18 protein-coding genes are annotated in these 15,878 nt (G+C 46.3%); 5 read left to right on the top strand and 13 right to left on the bottom strand.

Annotation, left to right across the window (positions count from 1 at the left end; all coding sequences use genetic code 11):
* Positions 1-140 precede the first annotated feature (140 nt).
* Entirely contained in the window at positions 141-317 is a 177-nt protein-coding gene (locus BM613_RS15115) for a helix-turn-helix domain-containing protein (protein WP_181363087.1), read from the bottom strand.
* Positions 318-417: 100 nt separating this feature from the next.
* Between BM613_RS15115 and BM613_RS11295 the strand changes: the two genes are divergently transcribed.
* From BM613_RS11295 to BM613_RS11285, 3 genes are read left to right on the top strand one after another with little or no spacing between them, the layout of a single operon-like run.
* Entirely contained in the window at positions 418-789 is a 372-nt protein-coding gene (locus BM613_RS11295; RefSeq protein ID WP_109431292.1) for a helix-turn-helix domain-containing protein, read from the top strand.
* A gap of 5 nt (positions 790-794) precedes the next feature.
* Complete coding sequence (locus tag BM613_RS11290; RefSeq protein WP_181363086.1) at positions 795-1,202, top strand: ImmA/IrrE family metallo-endopeptidase; 408 nt, start codon at positions 795-797, stop codon at positions 1,200-1,202.
* Between the two features lies 1 nt (position 1,203).
* Complete coding sequence (locus tag BM613_RS11285; RefSeq protein WP_109431290.1) at positions 1,204-2,310, top strand: tyrosine-type recombinase/integrase; 1,107 nt, start codon at positions 1,204-1,206, stop codon at positions 2,308-2,310.
* 87 nt (positions 2,311-2,397) lie between these two features.
* Here BM613_RS11285 and BM613_RS11280 read toward each other — a convergent pair whose 3' ends face one another.
* From BM613_RS11280 to queD, 12 genes are all read right to left on the bottom strand, one after another.
* Positions 2,398-3,702, bottom strand: a complete 1,305-nt coding sequence (locus BM613_RS11280) for an adenosylhomocysteinase (RefSeq protein ID WP_109431289.1) — start codon at positions 3,700-3,702, stop codon at positions 2,398-2,400.
* A gap of 55 nt (positions 3,703-3,757) precedes the next feature.
* On the bottom strand, positions 3,758-4,042 hold the full coding sequence (locus BM613_RS11275) for a DUF1980 domain-containing protein (RefSeq protein WP_181363085.1): 285 nt from the start codon (positions 4,040-4,042) through the stop codon (positions 3,758-3,760).
* On the bottom strand, positions 4,042-5,046 hold the full coding sequence (locus BM613_RS11270) for a permease (RefSeq protein ID WP_146192802.1): 1,005 nt from the start codon (positions 5,044-5,046) through the stop codon (positions 4,042-4,044). The genes BM613_RS11275 and BM613_RS11270 overlap by 1 nt, the downstream gene beginning before the upstream one ends.
* 170 nt (positions 5,047-5,216) lie before the next feature.
* Positions 5,217-5,567 (bottom strand): type II toxin-antitoxin system PemK/MazF family toxin, encoded by a 351-nt coding sequence (locus tag BM613_RS11265; RefSeq protein WP_109431286.1) that lies wholly within the window; start codon positions 5,565-5,567, stop codon positions 5,217-5,219.
* Between the two features lie 4 nt (positions 5,568-5,571).
* Entirely contained in the window at positions 5,572-5,880 is a 309-nt protein-coding gene (locus BM613_RS11260) for a CopG family ribbon-helix-helix protein (RefSeq protein WP_109431296.1), read from the bottom strand.
* A gap of 32 nt (positions 5,881-5,912) precedes the next feature.
* Positions 5,913-7,109 carry an alanine racemase gene (gene alr, locus BM613_RS11255; RefSeq protein ID WP_281267855.1) on the bottom strand — a complete coding sequence of 399 codons (1,197 nt, stop codon included), beginning with the start codon at positions 7,107-7,109 and terminating at the stop codon, positions 5,913-5,915.
* Between the two features lie 55 nt (positions 7,110-7,164).
* A complete protein-coding gene (locus BM613_RS11250; protein ID WP_181363084.1) occupies positions 7,165-8,121 on the bottom strand; it encodes a LolA family protein in 957 nt (318 codons plus the stop codon).
* A gap of 50 nt (positions 8,122-8,171) precedes the next feature.
* The gene (locus BM613_RS11245) at positions 8,172-9,785 is read right to left on the bottom strand and encodes an NAD(P)H-hydrate dehydratase (RefSeq protein WP_181363083.1); all 1,614 of its coding nucleotides are present in this window, start codon (positions 9,783-9,785) and stop codon (positions 8,172-8,174) included.
* A gap of 158 nt (positions 9,786-9,943) precedes the next feature.
* Positions 9,944-11,257 (bottom strand): LCP family protein, encoded by a 1,314-nt coding sequence (locus BM613_RS11240; protein ID WP_109431282.1) that lies wholly within the window; start codon positions 11,255-11,257, stop codon positions 9,944-9,946.
* Between the two features lie 88 nt (positions 11,258-11,345).
* The gene (gene queC / locus BM613_RS11235) at positions 11,346-12,044 is read right to left on the bottom strand and encodes a 7-cyano-7-deazaguanine synthase QueC (RefSeq protein ID WP_109431281.1); all 699 of its coding nucleotides are present in this window, start codon (positions 12,042-12,044) and stop codon (positions 11,346-11,348) included.
* A gap of 56 nt (positions 12,045-12,100) precedes the next feature.
* Positions 12,101-12,814 carry a radical SAM protein gene (locus BM613_RS11230; protein ID WP_342767168.1) on the bottom strand — a complete coding sequence of 238 codons (714 nt, stop codon included), beginning with the start codon at positions 12,812-12,814 and terminating at the stop codon, positions 12,101-12,103.
* A 2-nt stretch (positions 12,815-12,816) separates the two neighbouring features.
* Positions 12,817-13,275: a 6-carboxytetrahydropterin synthase QueD gene (queD, locus tag BM613_RS11225; RefSeq protein WP_109431280.1), complete on the bottom strand. Its 459-nt coding sequence runs from the start codon at positions 13,273-13,275 to the stop codon at positions 12,817-12,819.
* A 237-nt stretch (positions 13,276-13,512) separates the two neighbouring features.
* Here queD and BM613_RS11220 point away from each other — a divergent pair, with 237 nt between their 5' ends.
* Positions 13,513-15,324: an APC family permease gene (locus BM613_RS11220; RefSeq protein ID WP_342767167.1), complete on the top strand. Its 1,812-nt coding sequence runs from the start codon at positions 13,513-13,515 to the stop codon at positions 15,322-15,324.
* A 10-nt stretch (positions 15,325-15,334) separates the two neighbouring features.
* Complete coding sequence (locus BM613_RS11215) at positions 15,335-15,787, top strand: YaiI/YqxD family protein (RefSeq protein ID WP_109431278.1); 453 nt, start codon at positions 15,335-15,337, stop codon at positions 15,785-15,787.
* Positions 15,788-15,878 lie beyond the last annotated feature (91 nt).

Here is a 15,878-nt window from a genome sequence, read left to right as displayed (position 1 = left end):
GTGAATAATGGTCCTATCGTGATTACCGACTATCGCGAAATCCTCCTTAGCCAAAACGAGGATGTTCTTGTCATTTCCGGCGGCAAAGGGCCGACGGAATGGGTAATGCGGATTGAGGCAGAAAGATTAAGTACAACGGATTAACTAGCCTGTCGATTTAACCATTCCAAAAATTTTTCTCGGTACACACGGCGCATCGAAGGCGTGACAGGAAAAGAAGGAAAATCTTCTCTTTTCATAATGTTGCGGGCAGTGGTTTCACTGATACCAAGCGCAGTCGCAACATCCTTCACAGTCATTACCAATGGCAAGTTCACGGGAATCACCTTTCTTTTATATGGTTTATACAAATTGTATTTCGCTTTACGCGAAAAATCAATAGACTTTTTTGCGTAAAGCGATTTTAGGAGTGGTGTTTTGTTGGATGCGTTTGGAGAACGTTTGTCCGACCTGCGAAAGTCGCGCAATTTAACCATGCGAGAAATGGCAAAAATGTTAAACATTGCAATATCTACGTATGCAGGGTACGAAAGTGGAGATCGAGAACCGAATTTAAATGTCATCACGCAGTTGGCGAAGTTTTATGGGGTAAGTGTAGATTATTTGGTTTTAGGAAAATCAGGAAATGATATGAGTTTAGAGTTTGATTTAAAGGCAGCGCTACAAAAACAACAAGTAATGTTTGATGGTGTTCCTTTGAGTGAAGAGGATAGGCGAAAAGTAGAAGATGTTTTGACTGGTCTATTTTGGGAAGCTCTGCGCCGCAAACAAGATCGCTCGAAGGAGTGAGACTGTTGTCAAGAGCTAGAGAAACCGCACGCGCAATTGCACGTAAATTTGCCACAGATAATCCTTATCAAGTAGCGGAACAATTAGAATTTAAAGTAAAAATTAAAGATTTGCCATCGAGTGTAAGAGGATTTACAACAGCCATTTTTGGCATTCGGTTTCTAGTGATAAATAATGCTCTGGACGCTACCTTTGCAAAATTTGTTTGCGCTCACGAGTTAGGTCATGCTATTTTACATCCTGACTGTGATTATTTTGAGATAAAAGATACTTTATTTCCAATTGGCAAATATGAACGCGAAGCAGAAGAGTTTGCAATTTCATTTTTATCTTCGTTCAGTGCCCCTGAATACGGCGAACCGTTAGAACGGTTTTATCGTAGAATTGGAATTCCTGTGGCAGGAGGAATTTAGGATGACAACAGGACGAGTTCGCAAACGTGGAGACAAGTGGGGATATATCATTAACATGCCCTACGATCCAATACGCGGTAACTATCCAACAATTAGAAAAAGTGGATTTCAGTCAAAAGCGCAAGCTTTTGAAGCGATGACTCAAGCCATCGCTAAAATTGATTCTGGAGAAGTAGCCTTTGCCGCAATGAAAGTCGAGGAGTATTTGAATGAATGGCTTATCCAAATTCAAGATAAAGTTGCACCTAGAACGCTAGAAACCTATGAAGATACAAAAAAAATAATAAGTTTTTATATCGGCGATTTGCGACTTGATAAATTAGACCATTTTGCAATTGAATCCATGTATGAGAAATTAAAAGCAAAAGAATTAGCCCCGTCAACAATTCATCGCGTACACCGTGTGTTGCGTGCAGCATTAAATCGAGCAGTAAAGCGTGGAATCATTAAAGAAACTCCGATGAAAAGAGTGGATTCACCAAGCGGAAAAATTGAACGTCGCAATGTGCTATCCGTAGAGCAGGCACATCAACTACTAAATTGGCTTAAAGATCATCGTTATCTTTCTTATTTAGGAGCAACAATAGCACTTCATACTGGGATGCGGCGTGGTGAAATTTGCGGGCTTCAGTGGCGAGATATAGATTGGGAACGTAAAATCATCCGAATCACCCGATCACGTCAGCGAAGAAAAGGAAAAGATTTTATCGGTAATCCCAAAACAGTCGGCAGTATTCGCCCTATCCCGGTTGATGATGATTTAATCGAATTATTGCACGTATGGTACGGTGCGTTTCCTCTCCCTCCTATTGATATGCAATTTATACTTGCACACCCTGACGGCAAACCTATTGATCCAATGACATTATCGCGCGATGTCCGCATCGCGGTAAATAAATTAAACCTGCCAAAAGTATCATTCCATGATTTACGACATACTCATGCCACATTGTTACTTCAAGCTAATGTTCCATTAAAAATCGTATCAGAACGGCTAGGTCATGCCTCAATCGCAATGACAGCAGATACCTATTCGCATGTCACTGAAACGATGCAACAAGACGCTACGCAACGCATATCTGATTTATTACGCACAAAAAAATCGTAACAAATTCGGAGCATAACTTAAAAACGCGCTTTTTATAGACATAAAAAACCCCATAAATACGGGATTTTTTGAACGAGGTCGCAGGGTTTAACCATGCGACCTCCAACTTGCAAGGTAGGCGCGCTGCTCCTCCGTGAGCTCATCAATTTCAACTCCACTTGCAGCCAATCGCATGCGTGCTACTCGCTCATCAAGAGCTTGTGGCAAACGATGAACACCTGCTGAGAGTGGCTCCTCATTCACATAGCGGAGCGCGAGTGCCTGCAGAGCAAATGTCATATCCATCACTTCAGCCGGATGCCCATCCCCTGCGGCGAGATTCACAAGTCGACCCTCAGCGAGTAAGTACACTTTGCGACCATCAGCAAATGTATACTCCTCCACATTTTTGCGCACTGTCTGCACAGATACTGCTTTGGCACGTAAATCCGGAATGCTGATTTCTACGTCAAAGTGACCTGCATTTGCGAGGAGTGCCCCATCTTTCATCACGTCAAAGTGCTCTCCAACAATACAATTCTTATCCCCAGTCACCGTAATAAAAAAGTCTCCAAGTTTTGCTGCCTCGCGTATGGGCATGACGGAATAGCCATCCATCAGAGCCTCCAATGCCTTGATCGGATCGACTTCAGTCACAATCACTTTCGCCCCTAACGCGGCAGCGCGTAAAGCCACTCCCTTTCCACACCAACCATATCCGACAACGACCACTGTTTTTCCTGCCACAACAAGGTTTGTCGTACGCATAATGCCATCCCATACAGACTGTCCAGTTCCGTAACGATTGTCAAATAAATACTTGGAGTATGCATCATTCACGGCAATCATCGGAAACCCAAGAACCCCTTCTTCTTCCATTGCACGCAAGCGTAAAATGCCTGTTGTAGTTTCCTCACATCCGCCTTTGATCTCTGCCACTTGCTCTTTGCGTTCACGGTGCAATGTGGATACTAAGTCGCCCCCGTCATCGATGACAAGCTCCGGGTGAAAGTCAAGAGCCGCCTGAATATGTTCATTGTATTCAGTTGCGCTGGCGCCGTGCCAAGCAAAGGCATAAATTCCGTCATGGACAAGCGCCGCAACAACATCATCTTGTGTAGAAAGCGGGTTGGATGCCACGACCGCAACTTTTGCGCCTCCGGCTTGTACCACTTTTGCGAGGTACGCTGTCTTCGCCTCCAAATGTAAGCAAATGACTACGCGCTTGCCTGCAAATGGCTGCTCTTTGCGAAACTGCTCTTCCAACGAGCGCAACAAAGGCATATGTTCTTTTACCCAGGAAATTTTTTTTAATCCGTCACGATATAGCTCGTAATTTCGAATGCGCGAAATCTCGCGCACATTTGCTTCTTTATCTGCAATTTGACTCAAGGGTACAGCCCCACCTTTCATAAATTGAACTCTCCTCCAGAGTACTACGTTTTCCTGCTCGCGCAAAGCATTCACTTTACAGAAACCAAGCAGTGAGTAAATAAGCAGCCGGCGGCAGTGCAAAAGCGGCAAACAAAATGCCTTGCAACCAAGAATCCCGCTCACTTTCTGGCGATTCGATTGTGCGCAGTGATCCTAATGAGAGACCGATCAGTAACCAAATCACAACCAACGCCGCCACTTCAAATGGAGCCATCATCGTACCGATGTAATGATACATTGTTCCAGTCCATACAAGATGGAATAAACTTACGCCATAGAGCAACAAAATACTAAAACGCAGGTATCTTTCCGACCTCATTACACCCATCCCCCAGTTAAGAAGCGGTTGACCAGCAATGCGAAAGCAAAAATCATCATCGCTGCAAGAGGCAAGCCCACAACCATAGTTCGCTTCGAGAAAACTTGAGGCATGAGAAATATATTACGCACATCGATCATTTGCCCCGCAAGAAGAAAAGCCATCACGGCACCAGGAGAAAATAGTGTCGTTAAGCTGGCCGCAACAAATGCATCCGCTTCCGAGCAGAGTGAAAAGGCACTGCCAAGCACCATCAGTAAAACAATGGACCAGATCGAGTGCTGCGTAAACGCAGTTACCACTTTTAGTGGCCACAGTCCTTGCGCAACTGCTGCAAAGAGCGCACTGATGACAAAAAAGGGTCCGACAGTAAACAGTTCATCCACTGAGTGTTCTGCCGCATGACGCCACTTCGCAAAACCTTTTTGTGTGTGATGGTGATCCTCGGAATATTTCACATTCCATTTTTCCGTCAATCCTTCTTCCTGCAAATACACCGCAATTCCTGTTACTAATGCGATGATCAGAGCAGATCCAGCACGCAATAAAACAAAACCCAACTGTTGCCGGAAAGCAATAAACGTGGAAATGAGCGCAATTAGGTTCAACGTCGGCGTCGCCAGTGCGAAAGTAAATGCAACGGATTCACCAACTCCTTTGCGGCGAAATGTCCGTGCCACTGGAATCGTTCCGCAATCACAGACGGGAACCACAAGCCCAACCATACTCGCAGCCAAACGCCCAGTCATCGAATCTGATAACAGCGCAGATAAGTGATTGGCCCCAACCCATGTTTCAATTAGTGAGGAGAGAATGGAACCAAACAAAATAAAAGGAAACGCTTCCCACACAATACTTTGAAATAAAGTTTTTACCATATGCCCATGGACCAACGGGTGGACATTGCCCTCACTATACACTGCAATGGCTACTAAGCACACCACAATCAATCCGACCAAAGTCAGCGTCCTGACCTTGGCCCCAACGAGTGCCCCATGAATCAAAACGCCCCCGCCTTTCGTATGTAAAATCACTATTTGTACACGTTATTCGGGCGGGGGGCTGGACATGCCCTAGAAATGCAAATAAGGCTGATCTTAATCAGCCTGCTGACACGGGAACAACGTCCCACGCATAAACTATTTTCATGATGCACCTTGTCAGAATAAACAACTTAGAAATCAATCAGACCAAGGCTAATTTGAATCCCTTCGTTCACCCTTTGCATTAACTCATCGTCGAGATGTGTAATTTTCTCGGTCAAACGCTGCTTGTCGATCGTACGAATTTGTTCTAAGAGAACGACCGAATCGCGTTCTAATCCGTATGTTGACGCTTCGATTTCGACGTGAGTAGGCAACTTTGCCTTCTGAATCTGCGCGGTAATCGCGGCAATTATCACGGTCGGACTAAACCGATTTCCAATATTATTTTGAATGATCAGCACGGGACGGAAACCGCCCTGTTCAGAACCAACGACTGGGGATAAATCAGCATAATACACGTCACCGCGCTTGACGTTCATACGCCTACACCCCACTGACGAGCCGTTGTGCGATTCGCTCCGCCTCTGCTTCCGCTTCAAAAGCCTCGGAGGCCAAACGCAAATTAATAACAGCCATTTCTTGGTATCCTTGCTGTAAAAGTTCCCGAATGCGCTGCTTCTTGCGTTCTCGCAAGTACATGGCCGTAGCCTTCCGAATCAAATCACTGCGCGTGTTGCGTTCTTCCGCAACAAGCACATCGACTTCATCAAGAAGGTATGGTGGCATGCTGATGGCAATCCGCCGTGATCTAGACAATGCAAGATCCCCCTTACTACCTACAGATCCATTCATATTATAACGCACTTTATAGCAACACATCCAGTTCAATGGCAAGTCTCTTCTAGATTTTTCACGTAGGTGATGATTCTTGGTACACGCGCTGAAACTCGACATAGCAGTTCATAAGGAATCGTATCGAGTTGAGCTGCCACTTGCGCAAGAGAACCACACCCTTCGGATTCTCCATAAAAAGTCACCACATCACCAACTTTCACAGACAAGTCGGTCACATTAATCATCAGTTGATCCATACAAACGCGACCGACAATAGGAGCACACTGCCCATGAATTTTCACCTTTCCCACATTGGATAATGCCCTGGGAATGCCATCAGCATACCCAATGGGTACAGTTGCAATCACCTCTCGCCGCGTAGCAACATACGTGCGCCCATAACTAACGGCCTCGCCTGGTTCAATCACAGCGAGGCGTGTAATGCGCGAGCGCAAAGAGAGTACCGGGCGCAATCGAAACGACGAATCTTCCATAGGAATGGGAGAATAGCCATACATCGCAATCCCATATCTAACCATATTATACTGATAGCGTGGATCGCGCAGTGCAGCTGCACTATTTGCTGCATGGAGAATTGGAACGTGTATCCCTTGTTGCTGAGCAGCACTCGCAATTTCCTCAAACCGCAATCGCTGTTGCTCTACAAATGGGAGCGAACGAGTTGGGTCATTCTCTACTAACCGCGGCTGAATTCCGCTCTTTTCTTGGAGTAACTCTTCATCAGCTGATGCGAAATGCGTGAATAGACCCTCTAGCGTCAGCCATGGAGATTCTGCCGCTCTTTGCAAGAGCTCGAGCGCAGCAGGCAGAGTACGCACACCAAGACGTGTCATTCCCGTGTCGATCTTAACGTGAACTGTTACCCGATTTTTATACTCTTTTGCTTTTTTTTCTAAAAAAATAAGGTCTTGTATACTCCCCACTGTTGCCGTTAATCGATACTTTACAGCAGCTTCCGCTGCCGCTTCAAATAAAGCGCCATAAACCAGAATGTCCGTCTCAATACCAGACATTCGCAATTGCGCACCCTCTTCATACGTCGCAACGCCTAACCGATCTGCCCCTGCTTGCAATACAGCTTGTGCAACCGTCGACGCGCCATGACCATATGCATCTGCCTTGACTGTAGCCATAAAGAGGACATTCGGAAGAAGTCTTCCCTTTAAAAGCCTCACATTATGAACAAGGTCTTCAAGATTAATTTCAGCCCAAGTTTGTCTCCACACATCCCTCACCTATGAAGAGGATACCACAAAACACTTGTATGAAGGCAACTTTCGTTTATTTCCCGCCTTCATCAACCATGGATGCCGCCACCCGCACCATTTGTTGAATTGGCATATGCGAGGTCAACTGAAATTCCACCCCATGTTCCAACCAATACAGTTGATGAACGGCCACATTTCCAGTCAAAACAGCTGGAAGACCATACAAAGTCAGTAATTGACCCGAACCAAGCTCAATACTTCCAGGAGTAGGACGAGTTTCCACAAGCGTAAAAGGTTCTGGACCTGCATAGCGCACGAAGACAACTCCCCCCTGCTCTGCTTCGTCTTCAAGATTATCATTTTGCGGTATATAAGAAGGTTCAATCACGCCAAACCCTTGCTCAATTGCACTCACAGGAACTTCAATAGATTTTAAAGTCGTAGCTTGATCAGGAGAAAACGCATTGGGTGGAAACTGAACTCCCTTTTTGAATGAAATGTAGTTTAAGGTGATTACAGGACGACGCTCCTGATCGTATAACACGACCTGAATCGGATGAAAGGTCGCCTGATCTAATTCAATCTTTTGACTACTAATCAAAGCATTCGATGAATCCGCAGCAACCACGAATGTGACTACCTTATCCTTCACAGAATAACCAGGTTTCACAGCTGATACAATTTTACTCAGAAGTGAACTGTAGAGATACATTTGTCCCTGTTTCTCAGCCCAATCCCCTTGGAACCGAATCACTTTGCGTGTAGATGGACTGATAATATAAATCCCCTGTGCATTATGCAAAATAATTTGTGAGATCTCTTTGTTCTCATTCCCTAATGCGATCCGATACAAATTCGGCGCCTGGTACCAGGTTTCAACATAATAGCGCTGCACGGAATCTTGCACATGCACGGTCATAAATGCTTCACTTTTATACGTCGTGAGATTGTTTTGTACACTCTGCAGTTGTTTGGCCATTTGCGTTGCACTCATTTGCCCGCATCCAGATAGCACCAACGCTAGACTCACAGTCAAAAGAAAGGAAGCCCAGTTTTTCCGTCGCACATGATCACCCCTGTCTATCCATCAAGAGAAATGTCCATTGCCCGGGAAATTTGTCGAAATGCTGTCCCTAGCCAGCGAAATAAATCGGAGGCGAGCAAGGATTCTTCACTCTGCTCTTTCTGGCAAGCTAATTGTGCTGCTAACCCATGCACATAAACACCGACAATCGCTGCATCCTGCACATCATATCCCGACGCGACTAGTCCAGCGATCATCCCAGCCAGCACATCGCCCGTACCGCCAGTCGCTAATCCACTGTTGCCCGTTTGATTTATCCATATCCTTGGTTGTGGCGTAGCAATCACCGTCCCCGCTCCCTTGAGGACTACAACAACATTTGACGCTACCGCAAATTCTTTCGCATAGCCTAATCGGTTTGCCTGCACTTGTTCAACAGAAACATCTAACAAACGTGCAAATTCTTTAGGATGTGGAGTAATCACTGTTGGAAACGATCGCCGTGCAAACCAACTCTGCCCTCGATCTCGCAGTGACGCAAGTACAGATAAAAAATCGGCATCCAATACGAGGGTAACTGGCAGATTCGCCAGTGTAAAAAGCAATTCGACATTTTCCCGCAAATTCATTCCCAGTCCAGGTCCAATAACCCCCGTAGTCACCTCTCGAAACAATGCGACAAGCGCATCGATTGCTTCTTTCGTCCATTCTCCTGCTCGTCCGGGATAGCGCTTAATGATCGCTTCCACCGGGAAGGCGGTGAGCCATGCCGCTGAGAGATCAGTTGGCGCAAAGTAATAGACAAGACCAGCACCTGCACGATAAGCAGCTTCTACTGCCAAGCGCGCCGCACCATACATCCCCTTACTGCCAGCTAAAATGCCGACTCGTCCAAAAGTCCCTTTATGTGAATCAGTTGGTCGTTTTCGATATCGACTAGCTGCCAGATCAGGTGTAATTAAGTAATGATGTGCACCATGCGCTTCCGCCTGCTCCCGTGGCAATGCAAGCGAGGCAACTACGATCCGCCCTACAAAATTTCGCCCCGGATCCATGTACAACCCAGGCTTTGCAAAGCCACAAGTCACAGTGATCGCCGCTTGCACGCAATCTGCATCAATTTGCCCCGTATCCGCATCGAGACCCGTTGGCAAATCAATTGCGACAACTGTGCGCTCAGCTTTTCGTATGGCGCGTAAAAGTGGCTTAATGGGCTCACGCAAAGGAAGTTTACTGCCATTCCCAAGAATTGCATCCACTATGACATCCACATCTGCCAGATCATCTTGCTCCGCAGCCAATTGCCCTTGCAATTTGAGGTAAGCTTCGAACTGTAAACGTGTCATGGGTGCAAGTTCGTCCTCTGGCGCTGCTAACCATACCCGAACCTGATAGCCAAAAGCATGCAAATAGCGGGCCGCGACTAATCCATCTGCCCCATTATGTCCCTTACCAACTACAACAGCGATCCGCTTTACGTGAGAAGACACAGCAGTTGCGTTTGAGCGCTCCCCCATTTGTTCATGAACACCCATTCCATCTAACAAATCGATGATCACTTGTGCCACTCGCAAGCCAATCGATTCCATAAGTGCCGCAGAAGGCACTCCCATTTTCTTTATCATGAGCTCGTCAAGTGTTTGCATCTCGGCACTTGTCACAAGTAACACGTTTCTCCCTCCGATGTGTAAAGATATATTCATAACTACGTACAAGTAGTACAACCACTCACTTATGCCTATAAGAAGTCACAAGTGCGCAAAAGGCGCCCAATCGGCGCCTTTTGTTTTTCTGCTTTTCTTCCATGTCCCGACAAGTAAAGGATACTTTATTGTGCATATACGACGACAGCATTTGGATTCGGACTCCCCGGTTCAACAATTCCGTTCCCTGTCGCCAAAGTACGCCCAACTTGAAAGCCCCATTCGATATCGCCGCTCGGATACATAATCTGTACAGGATACGTACCATTGCCTGGCCCCATCCACGTGACAGGATATCCTGCTGACTTTAGTTCGTTGACAACAGCTTGTGAACCATAAACCTGTACAGGAATCTGACTGGGCGCCGGCAAAGGCGGCAGTCCTAATGAAGAGCCTGTCGAACCATAGGGTTTTAGCATTTGATAGATGTGCTGCGGATTTAGTACATCGTAGTACGCCCCCGTAATATAATTCTCCTGGTTAATACCAGGCAAAGGCGCACTCGCAATCTGCATCGAATCCCCTAAATTCCCTAATGTCACGTGGACTACTTTTGCCCCTGGAAGATCAGCTGCCAGCGCAATCAGATCGGAAGTACTCATGTCCGTAGCAATATCTTTTTTCCAGGTATTCATTAATCCGCCGATGCTCGTTATATCTGTTCCTGGACTCAATAACTTCTCCTTTAAAGCTTCCAAAACCTGCGCTTCGGCATCCATTCGTTGAAAATCGTTGACGCGGACTGTGCTACTCGCTTCATTTTGGCGAATACGGATATACGCCAACGCCTGTTGCCCATTTAACGTTTGCCATCCCGGATAGAGATTCGCATGGCTGTGCAGTGGATCATATAGACGCCCTGGCACATCCACTCTCACTCCACCAACAGCATTGACTGCATCTTCAAATCCATTAAAATCAGTGACTACCCAGTGGTTGATCTTCATCCCCGTCAACTGCTCAACTGCCTGTACAGACAGTTGCGCCGCTTGATTGGGGTGCATCTGTGCCCCAATAAAAAACAAGCTTTTAATCTTAGGAATCGGATTATTAAACTGAGGTTGTGCGAATAAAACATTGCGCGGAATCGAAATTAAAACTACTTTATGATGTTTCGGCTCGACGTGCGCGATCATCAGAATGTCGGCCTGTCCACCGCCTGTACCTAAATCAAGCGGCCCTGCCGGGTCTCTCGCATTATTCCCAATCAGCAAAATATTCTCCTGCGGAGCCCCCATCAACGCTGTGACGACGTGTTCAAACGGATTGCCGCCACTTGGATTTTTCACGCTCGTATAGACTGCCGCCAGCGCCGTACCGAGTAGAATCGCGGCAACCCCTGCACCGACAAGTGTCGCTATCCTTCTGCGTTTCTTGCGCCGCGCCTTGTCTGCTGTTCTCCGGTTTTGCGGGCGATTTGCCCCGGACTTCTGATCCATAGTTTCAACCTTTCTACTAGATATGCACCACTACATCTTTGTACACAAGTTCGTCATTGACATACCATAAAAAACGCTATTTATTATATCATACTACGTCGATCCTCTCACTATAAGCAATCGGATCTGTTAAACCCGCTTCTGCAAACCCTTTGCGGCGCAATCGACAACTGTCACATACACCACAAGCAACAGACCCTCCTTCATAACAAGAAGACGTTAGTTCATAGGGAACTCCGAGTTTTGTGCCGAGTGTCACAATTTCCGCCTTGCTCAAGTATAAAAGTGGCGTTTTGATCTGCAAGGTAGCTCCCATCGCCCCAGCCTTTGTCGCAAGAGTCGCCGTGCGCGCAAAAGACTCGATAAATGCCGGACGACAATCTGGATACCCGCTATAATCAAGTGCATTCACTCCAAGGTAAATCGCATTTGCCCCTACCACTTCCGCATAGGCTGTAGCAATCGACAAGAAAATCAAATTGCGTCCCGGGACATACGTAACAGGAATTTCATTGGCAATCACTCCGCTATGTGGCACAGCAATCTCTTTATCCGTCAATGCGCTCCCCCCGATCGCACGCAAAAACGGCAACGTAGCGATTTGATGCTCCTTGACTCGATAGTACTCAGCTACTTTTTTTGCTGATTCAATCTCAATTCGATGCCGCTGTCCATAATCAAAAGTTAGCGCGTATACTTCTTCCCCTTCCTGTACAGCGACACCAAGACAAGTCGTGGAATCCAATCCGCCACTTAAAATAACGACTGCTTTCTCATATTGCTTCAAGAATATTTACCTCCTTATCTAAGACGCGATCGAACTCGTGATCAGGTCATACAACATCAGACTCCACGCTGTGCTGGATCCCAGATCACCTTGTGAATTTGCAAATTCAGCTTCACGTGAGCCAACCCCTTTTCCAGCATCCACTTTACAAGTTCGCTCGGCTCAAGGGCACCCCACACTGGACTAAACAGCGGCGTCCCGCGCACGTGATAATCTGTAAGAACTGTACAAGCTTGATCAAAATCAGAACGACTGGCTATGACAAATTTTAATTCATCCTGTGAGCGCAAATCTTTTAGATTCGAAAGTTGCATCTTGTCTGTCTCACCTGAACTGGCCAATTTATAATCGAGAATATAGCGGACTTTTGGTGATGCCACCTCGCGCAAAAATGGCGCCAAATCAATAGCTCCACTGGTTTCCACGTGAATGTCGACGATTGCTTCAAGGGTTGCGAGTTCATTTAATAAAGCGATTGCCGGACGGGTGTAAAGCAACGGTTCACCACCAGTAAGACAAATTCGCGCTGCTCGAAACTGCTTTACACGCTGTATAATCTCATCGACAGAAAGCACCATTTCCGCTGAAGCTGGCGGATAACTATACGGAGTATCACACCAACTACAACGCAATGGACATCCAAAAAGGCGAATAAATATTGTAGGAAAACCTGCTGCCGTTCCTTCCCCCTCCACCGTTTCAAAAATCTCCACCAGAGGAAGAGTGAGTGTACGCATCGCTTGCCCTTGTTCCATTTGCCCCTGTGACACAGTTATTCCATCTCCTCACGCGACACTTCTGCGCAGGAAGTTGGCGTCTCCCACAAAACAACACGTTCCACGCGAGCAGATGAACCTTCTTGTTGCAATGCTTGTGCAATTTGTTCATACATCCATACCACCATGTTCTCTGCTGTCGTATTCATTGGCGGCAAAACAGCATTTAAATACTGATGGTCAAGACGATCGACGACACTTTGCTTTACGATCCGTTTTAAATCTGCAAAATCAATGGAAATCCCGATGTCGTTGGGTACAGCACTGGCACTGACAAGCAATCGATAGGTATGACCATGTAGCCCAACACATTTTCCTTCATACGCATATAGGTGATGAGCAGCATCAAACGTGAACTCCTTGGTGACGAGCACACGTTTCTGATGGTAACGCAATTGCTCGCGGGCGATATCGATATCCAATTGTAATAATTTTTGAGGCACCACAAATTCCATACTTACACCCCAATTTAATCCTTAGATTGGTCTTCAAGCAGCAGAAAGGCATATCCAATTTTGGTGAGACTCATAATAAGCATCTCACAGTTATCCGCAAATGTGAAGTATTGCAAGCGAATCCTGCCAAAAGTTAACGCGGAATTCTTGCCTTGCTAAACTGAACGTGACATAATGGCTGGAAGCAGAGTGATACGGCATTCTATCTGAAAGGTTGGATGAAATCTGTTCTCCAATGTGAAGAGACTACTGATTGGTCCTCCGAAGAAGCTACAACAGTTACGTGAAGAACGCCTGTCCAAATTAAAGGCGCTTCCTATTCTTTCTTCGGATGCTTTATCTTCTGTCGCATACGGATATCAAGCAGCTCTTTCCGAAATTGCCTTTATTGGAGTTGCTGGACTATGGATTGGACTTCCCATTGCTGCCGTGATTGTTTTGCTCCTCATCGCGCTGATTCTCTCTTATCTACAGGTCATTCGCGCGTATCCAAACGGGGGCGGCGCTTATGCAGTCGCTTCTGATCAGTTCGGCCCAATCGCTGGACTCGTCGCTGGAGCTGCTTTGTTGATTGACTATACTCTGACAGTTGCAGTTTCCGTATCCTCTGGGATCGCGGCGATTACAACGGCCTATCCGAGCCTTTTGCCTTGGACCGTGCCGCTCTGTGTTCTCGCGATTTTTGGCATTATGATCATGAATCTGCGCGGTCTAAATGAGTCTGCCAGTATATTTATGTGGCCTACCTACCTGTTTATTTTTTCGATTTTTACCTTAGAAATCGTCGGTTTTGTCCATTTAAGTCACGCCGGTTGGCATTATGCACAAACACCACCTTTTGGTGTTATTCCTAAGGAAATTTCTGTATTGCTGATCCTGCGCGCCTTTGCGTCAGGGTGTTCCGCGTTGACCGGGATTGAAGCCATATCAAACGCAACTCCACAGTTTCGCGAACCAACGATCCGAAACGCACAAAAGACACTGCTTTGGCTTGGCTTATTACTCGGTCTCATGTTTGCGGGCACAAGCTATCTTACTTATATGAAAGGTCTGCAAGTCAATCCAAATTTCACCCTGCTCGGAATGCTGGCACAGTCCTACTTTCATACGGGCTTTTTCTTCTACTTTATCCAGTTCACTACCTTCGCGGTACTAATTCTAGCTGCTAACACCTCCTATAGCGGTTTTCCGTTGCTCGCCGCACTGATGGCGCGCGACCGTTTCATGCCGCGGATGTTTGAACTGCGGGGAGATCGACTCGGATATTCCAACGGCATCATCGTCCTAAGTATTCTTGCAATTATTCTGATCGTTGCCTTTAATGGACAAACGGACGCACTGATTCCACTCTATGCGATCGGCGTCTTCTTATCCTTTACACTCGCTCAAACAGGATTAGTGAAACGCTGGATGAAAACTAAGCCACCAGGATGGCTGTGGCGTAGCGCAATCAACAGTTTCGGTGCCATACTGTCAGCCATTGTTACGGTTGTTTTTGCAGTGGCTAAGTTTTCACAAGGGGCATGGATTGTACTTGTCATCTTACCTCTTATTATTTACTTTGGAGTAAAAGTGCGCCGTCATTACCAAACCATCGCTGACGATTTGCGCATCAATATCACCCAAGTAAAACCTTCTCCTCACAAGACAATTGTCATTGTCCCCATCGCGGGGATCAATCGCGTCGTAGCTGGTACTCTCTCCTATGCATTATCTGTTTCAGATCAAGTCATCGCATTCTATGTTGGATTTGACGACGAAGCGATTGAACGCATGGAGGAAAAGTGGAAACAATGGAATACTGGCATTCGCCTGGTCACAGCGCGTAGCCAATACCGTTCAATCGTACGACCACTCATGCGCTTTTTAAACACTGTAGAAAATTGGGAAGGTGCACCTGACCACATTGTTGTTGCTATCCCTCAATTTGTCACGCGAAAATGGTGGCATAACATGCTGCATAATCAAACAAGCATTATGCTCCGCACCATTTTGTTGTATAGAAAAGACATTGTGGTCACCACAGTACCGTATCATCTAAGCGACTGAGGAGATCGACATGCGAATTTGGGTTGATGCTGATGCTTGTCCGCGAGGAGCACTTGCAATCATAAAAGAACAAGCAATGCTTCATGGAATCGAAATCACAACGGTCAGTAACTACAATCACGACCTTCAAGGAAGCAATCATTTAACCGTCGATGCTTCTGCACAAGCGGCTGACATGGCCATTGTTTCGCGCATGATAAAAGGTGACCTTGTGATTACGCAAGATTATGGACTGGCAGCACTCGCGCTCGCTCGGCAAGGGATGGCCATTTCACCTATGGGCCAAGAATTCACCCCCCAGAATATCGACCATTTGCTTACCATGCGAGCCATAAATGCAAAAGTGCGGCGATCAAGTAAACATGCAAAGATACGAGGCCCCTCTGCCCGAACGCGTGAAGATGATCTGAACTTTCAGCATACACTGATAGAAGTTCTTTTGCGAATGAAGTCAGCCGATTAGGGAAGCGTATAAAAGAGAACAAGAGCAAGCGACCTGAAAAATTCAGATCGCTTGGTTCATTTTTTCTCGTTTCTTAACCCTAGGAGGTTAC

The sequence above is a fragment of the Sulfoacidibacillus thermotolerans genome (assembly GCF_003144315.1).
Taxonomy (GTDB): Bacteria; Bacillota; Bacilli; order Alicyclobacillales; family SLC66; genus Sulfoacidibacillus; species Sulfoacidibacillus thermotolerans.
The sequence above is the reverse complement of the archived record's forward strand: the minus strand, read 5'-3'. Positions and strand labels throughout refer to the sequence as shown.

Excerpts from the sequence above, each read along its gene's own strand:
- BM613_RS11215 (WP_109431278.1), top strand. The coding sequence starts at position 15,335 with ATGCGAATTTGGGTTGATGCTGATGCTTGTCCGCGAGGAGCACTTGCA.
- BM613_RS11280 (WP_109431289.1), bottom strand. The coding sequence starts at position 3,702 with ATGAAAGGTGGGGCTGTACCCTTGAGTCAAATTGCAGATAAAGAAGCA.
- BM613_RS11265 (WP_109431286.1), bottom strand. The coding sequence starts at position 5,567 with ATGAACGTCAAGCGCGGTGACGTGTATTATGCTGATTTATCCCCAGTC.
- BM613_RS11260 (WP_109431296.1), bottom strand. The coding sequence starts at position 5,880 with ATGAATGGATCTGTAGGTAGTAAGGGGGATCTTGCATTGTCTAGATCA.
- BM613_RS11240 (WP_109431282.1), bottom strand. The coding sequence starts at position 11,257 with ATGGATCAGAAGTCCGGGGCAAATCGCCCGCAAAACCGGAGAACAGCA.
- BM613_RS11275 (WP_181363085.1), bottom strand. The coding sequence starts at position 4,042 with ATGAGGTCGGAAAGATACCTGCGTTTTAGTATTTTGTTGCTCTATGGC.
- queD (WP_109431280.1), bottom strand. The coding sequence starts at position 13,275 with ATGGAATTTGTGGTGCCTCAAAAATTATTACAATTGGATATCGATATC.
- BM613_RS11285 (WP_109431290.1), top strand. The coding sequence starts at position 1,204 with ATGACAACAGGACGAGTTCGCAAACGTGGAGACAAGTGGGGATATATC.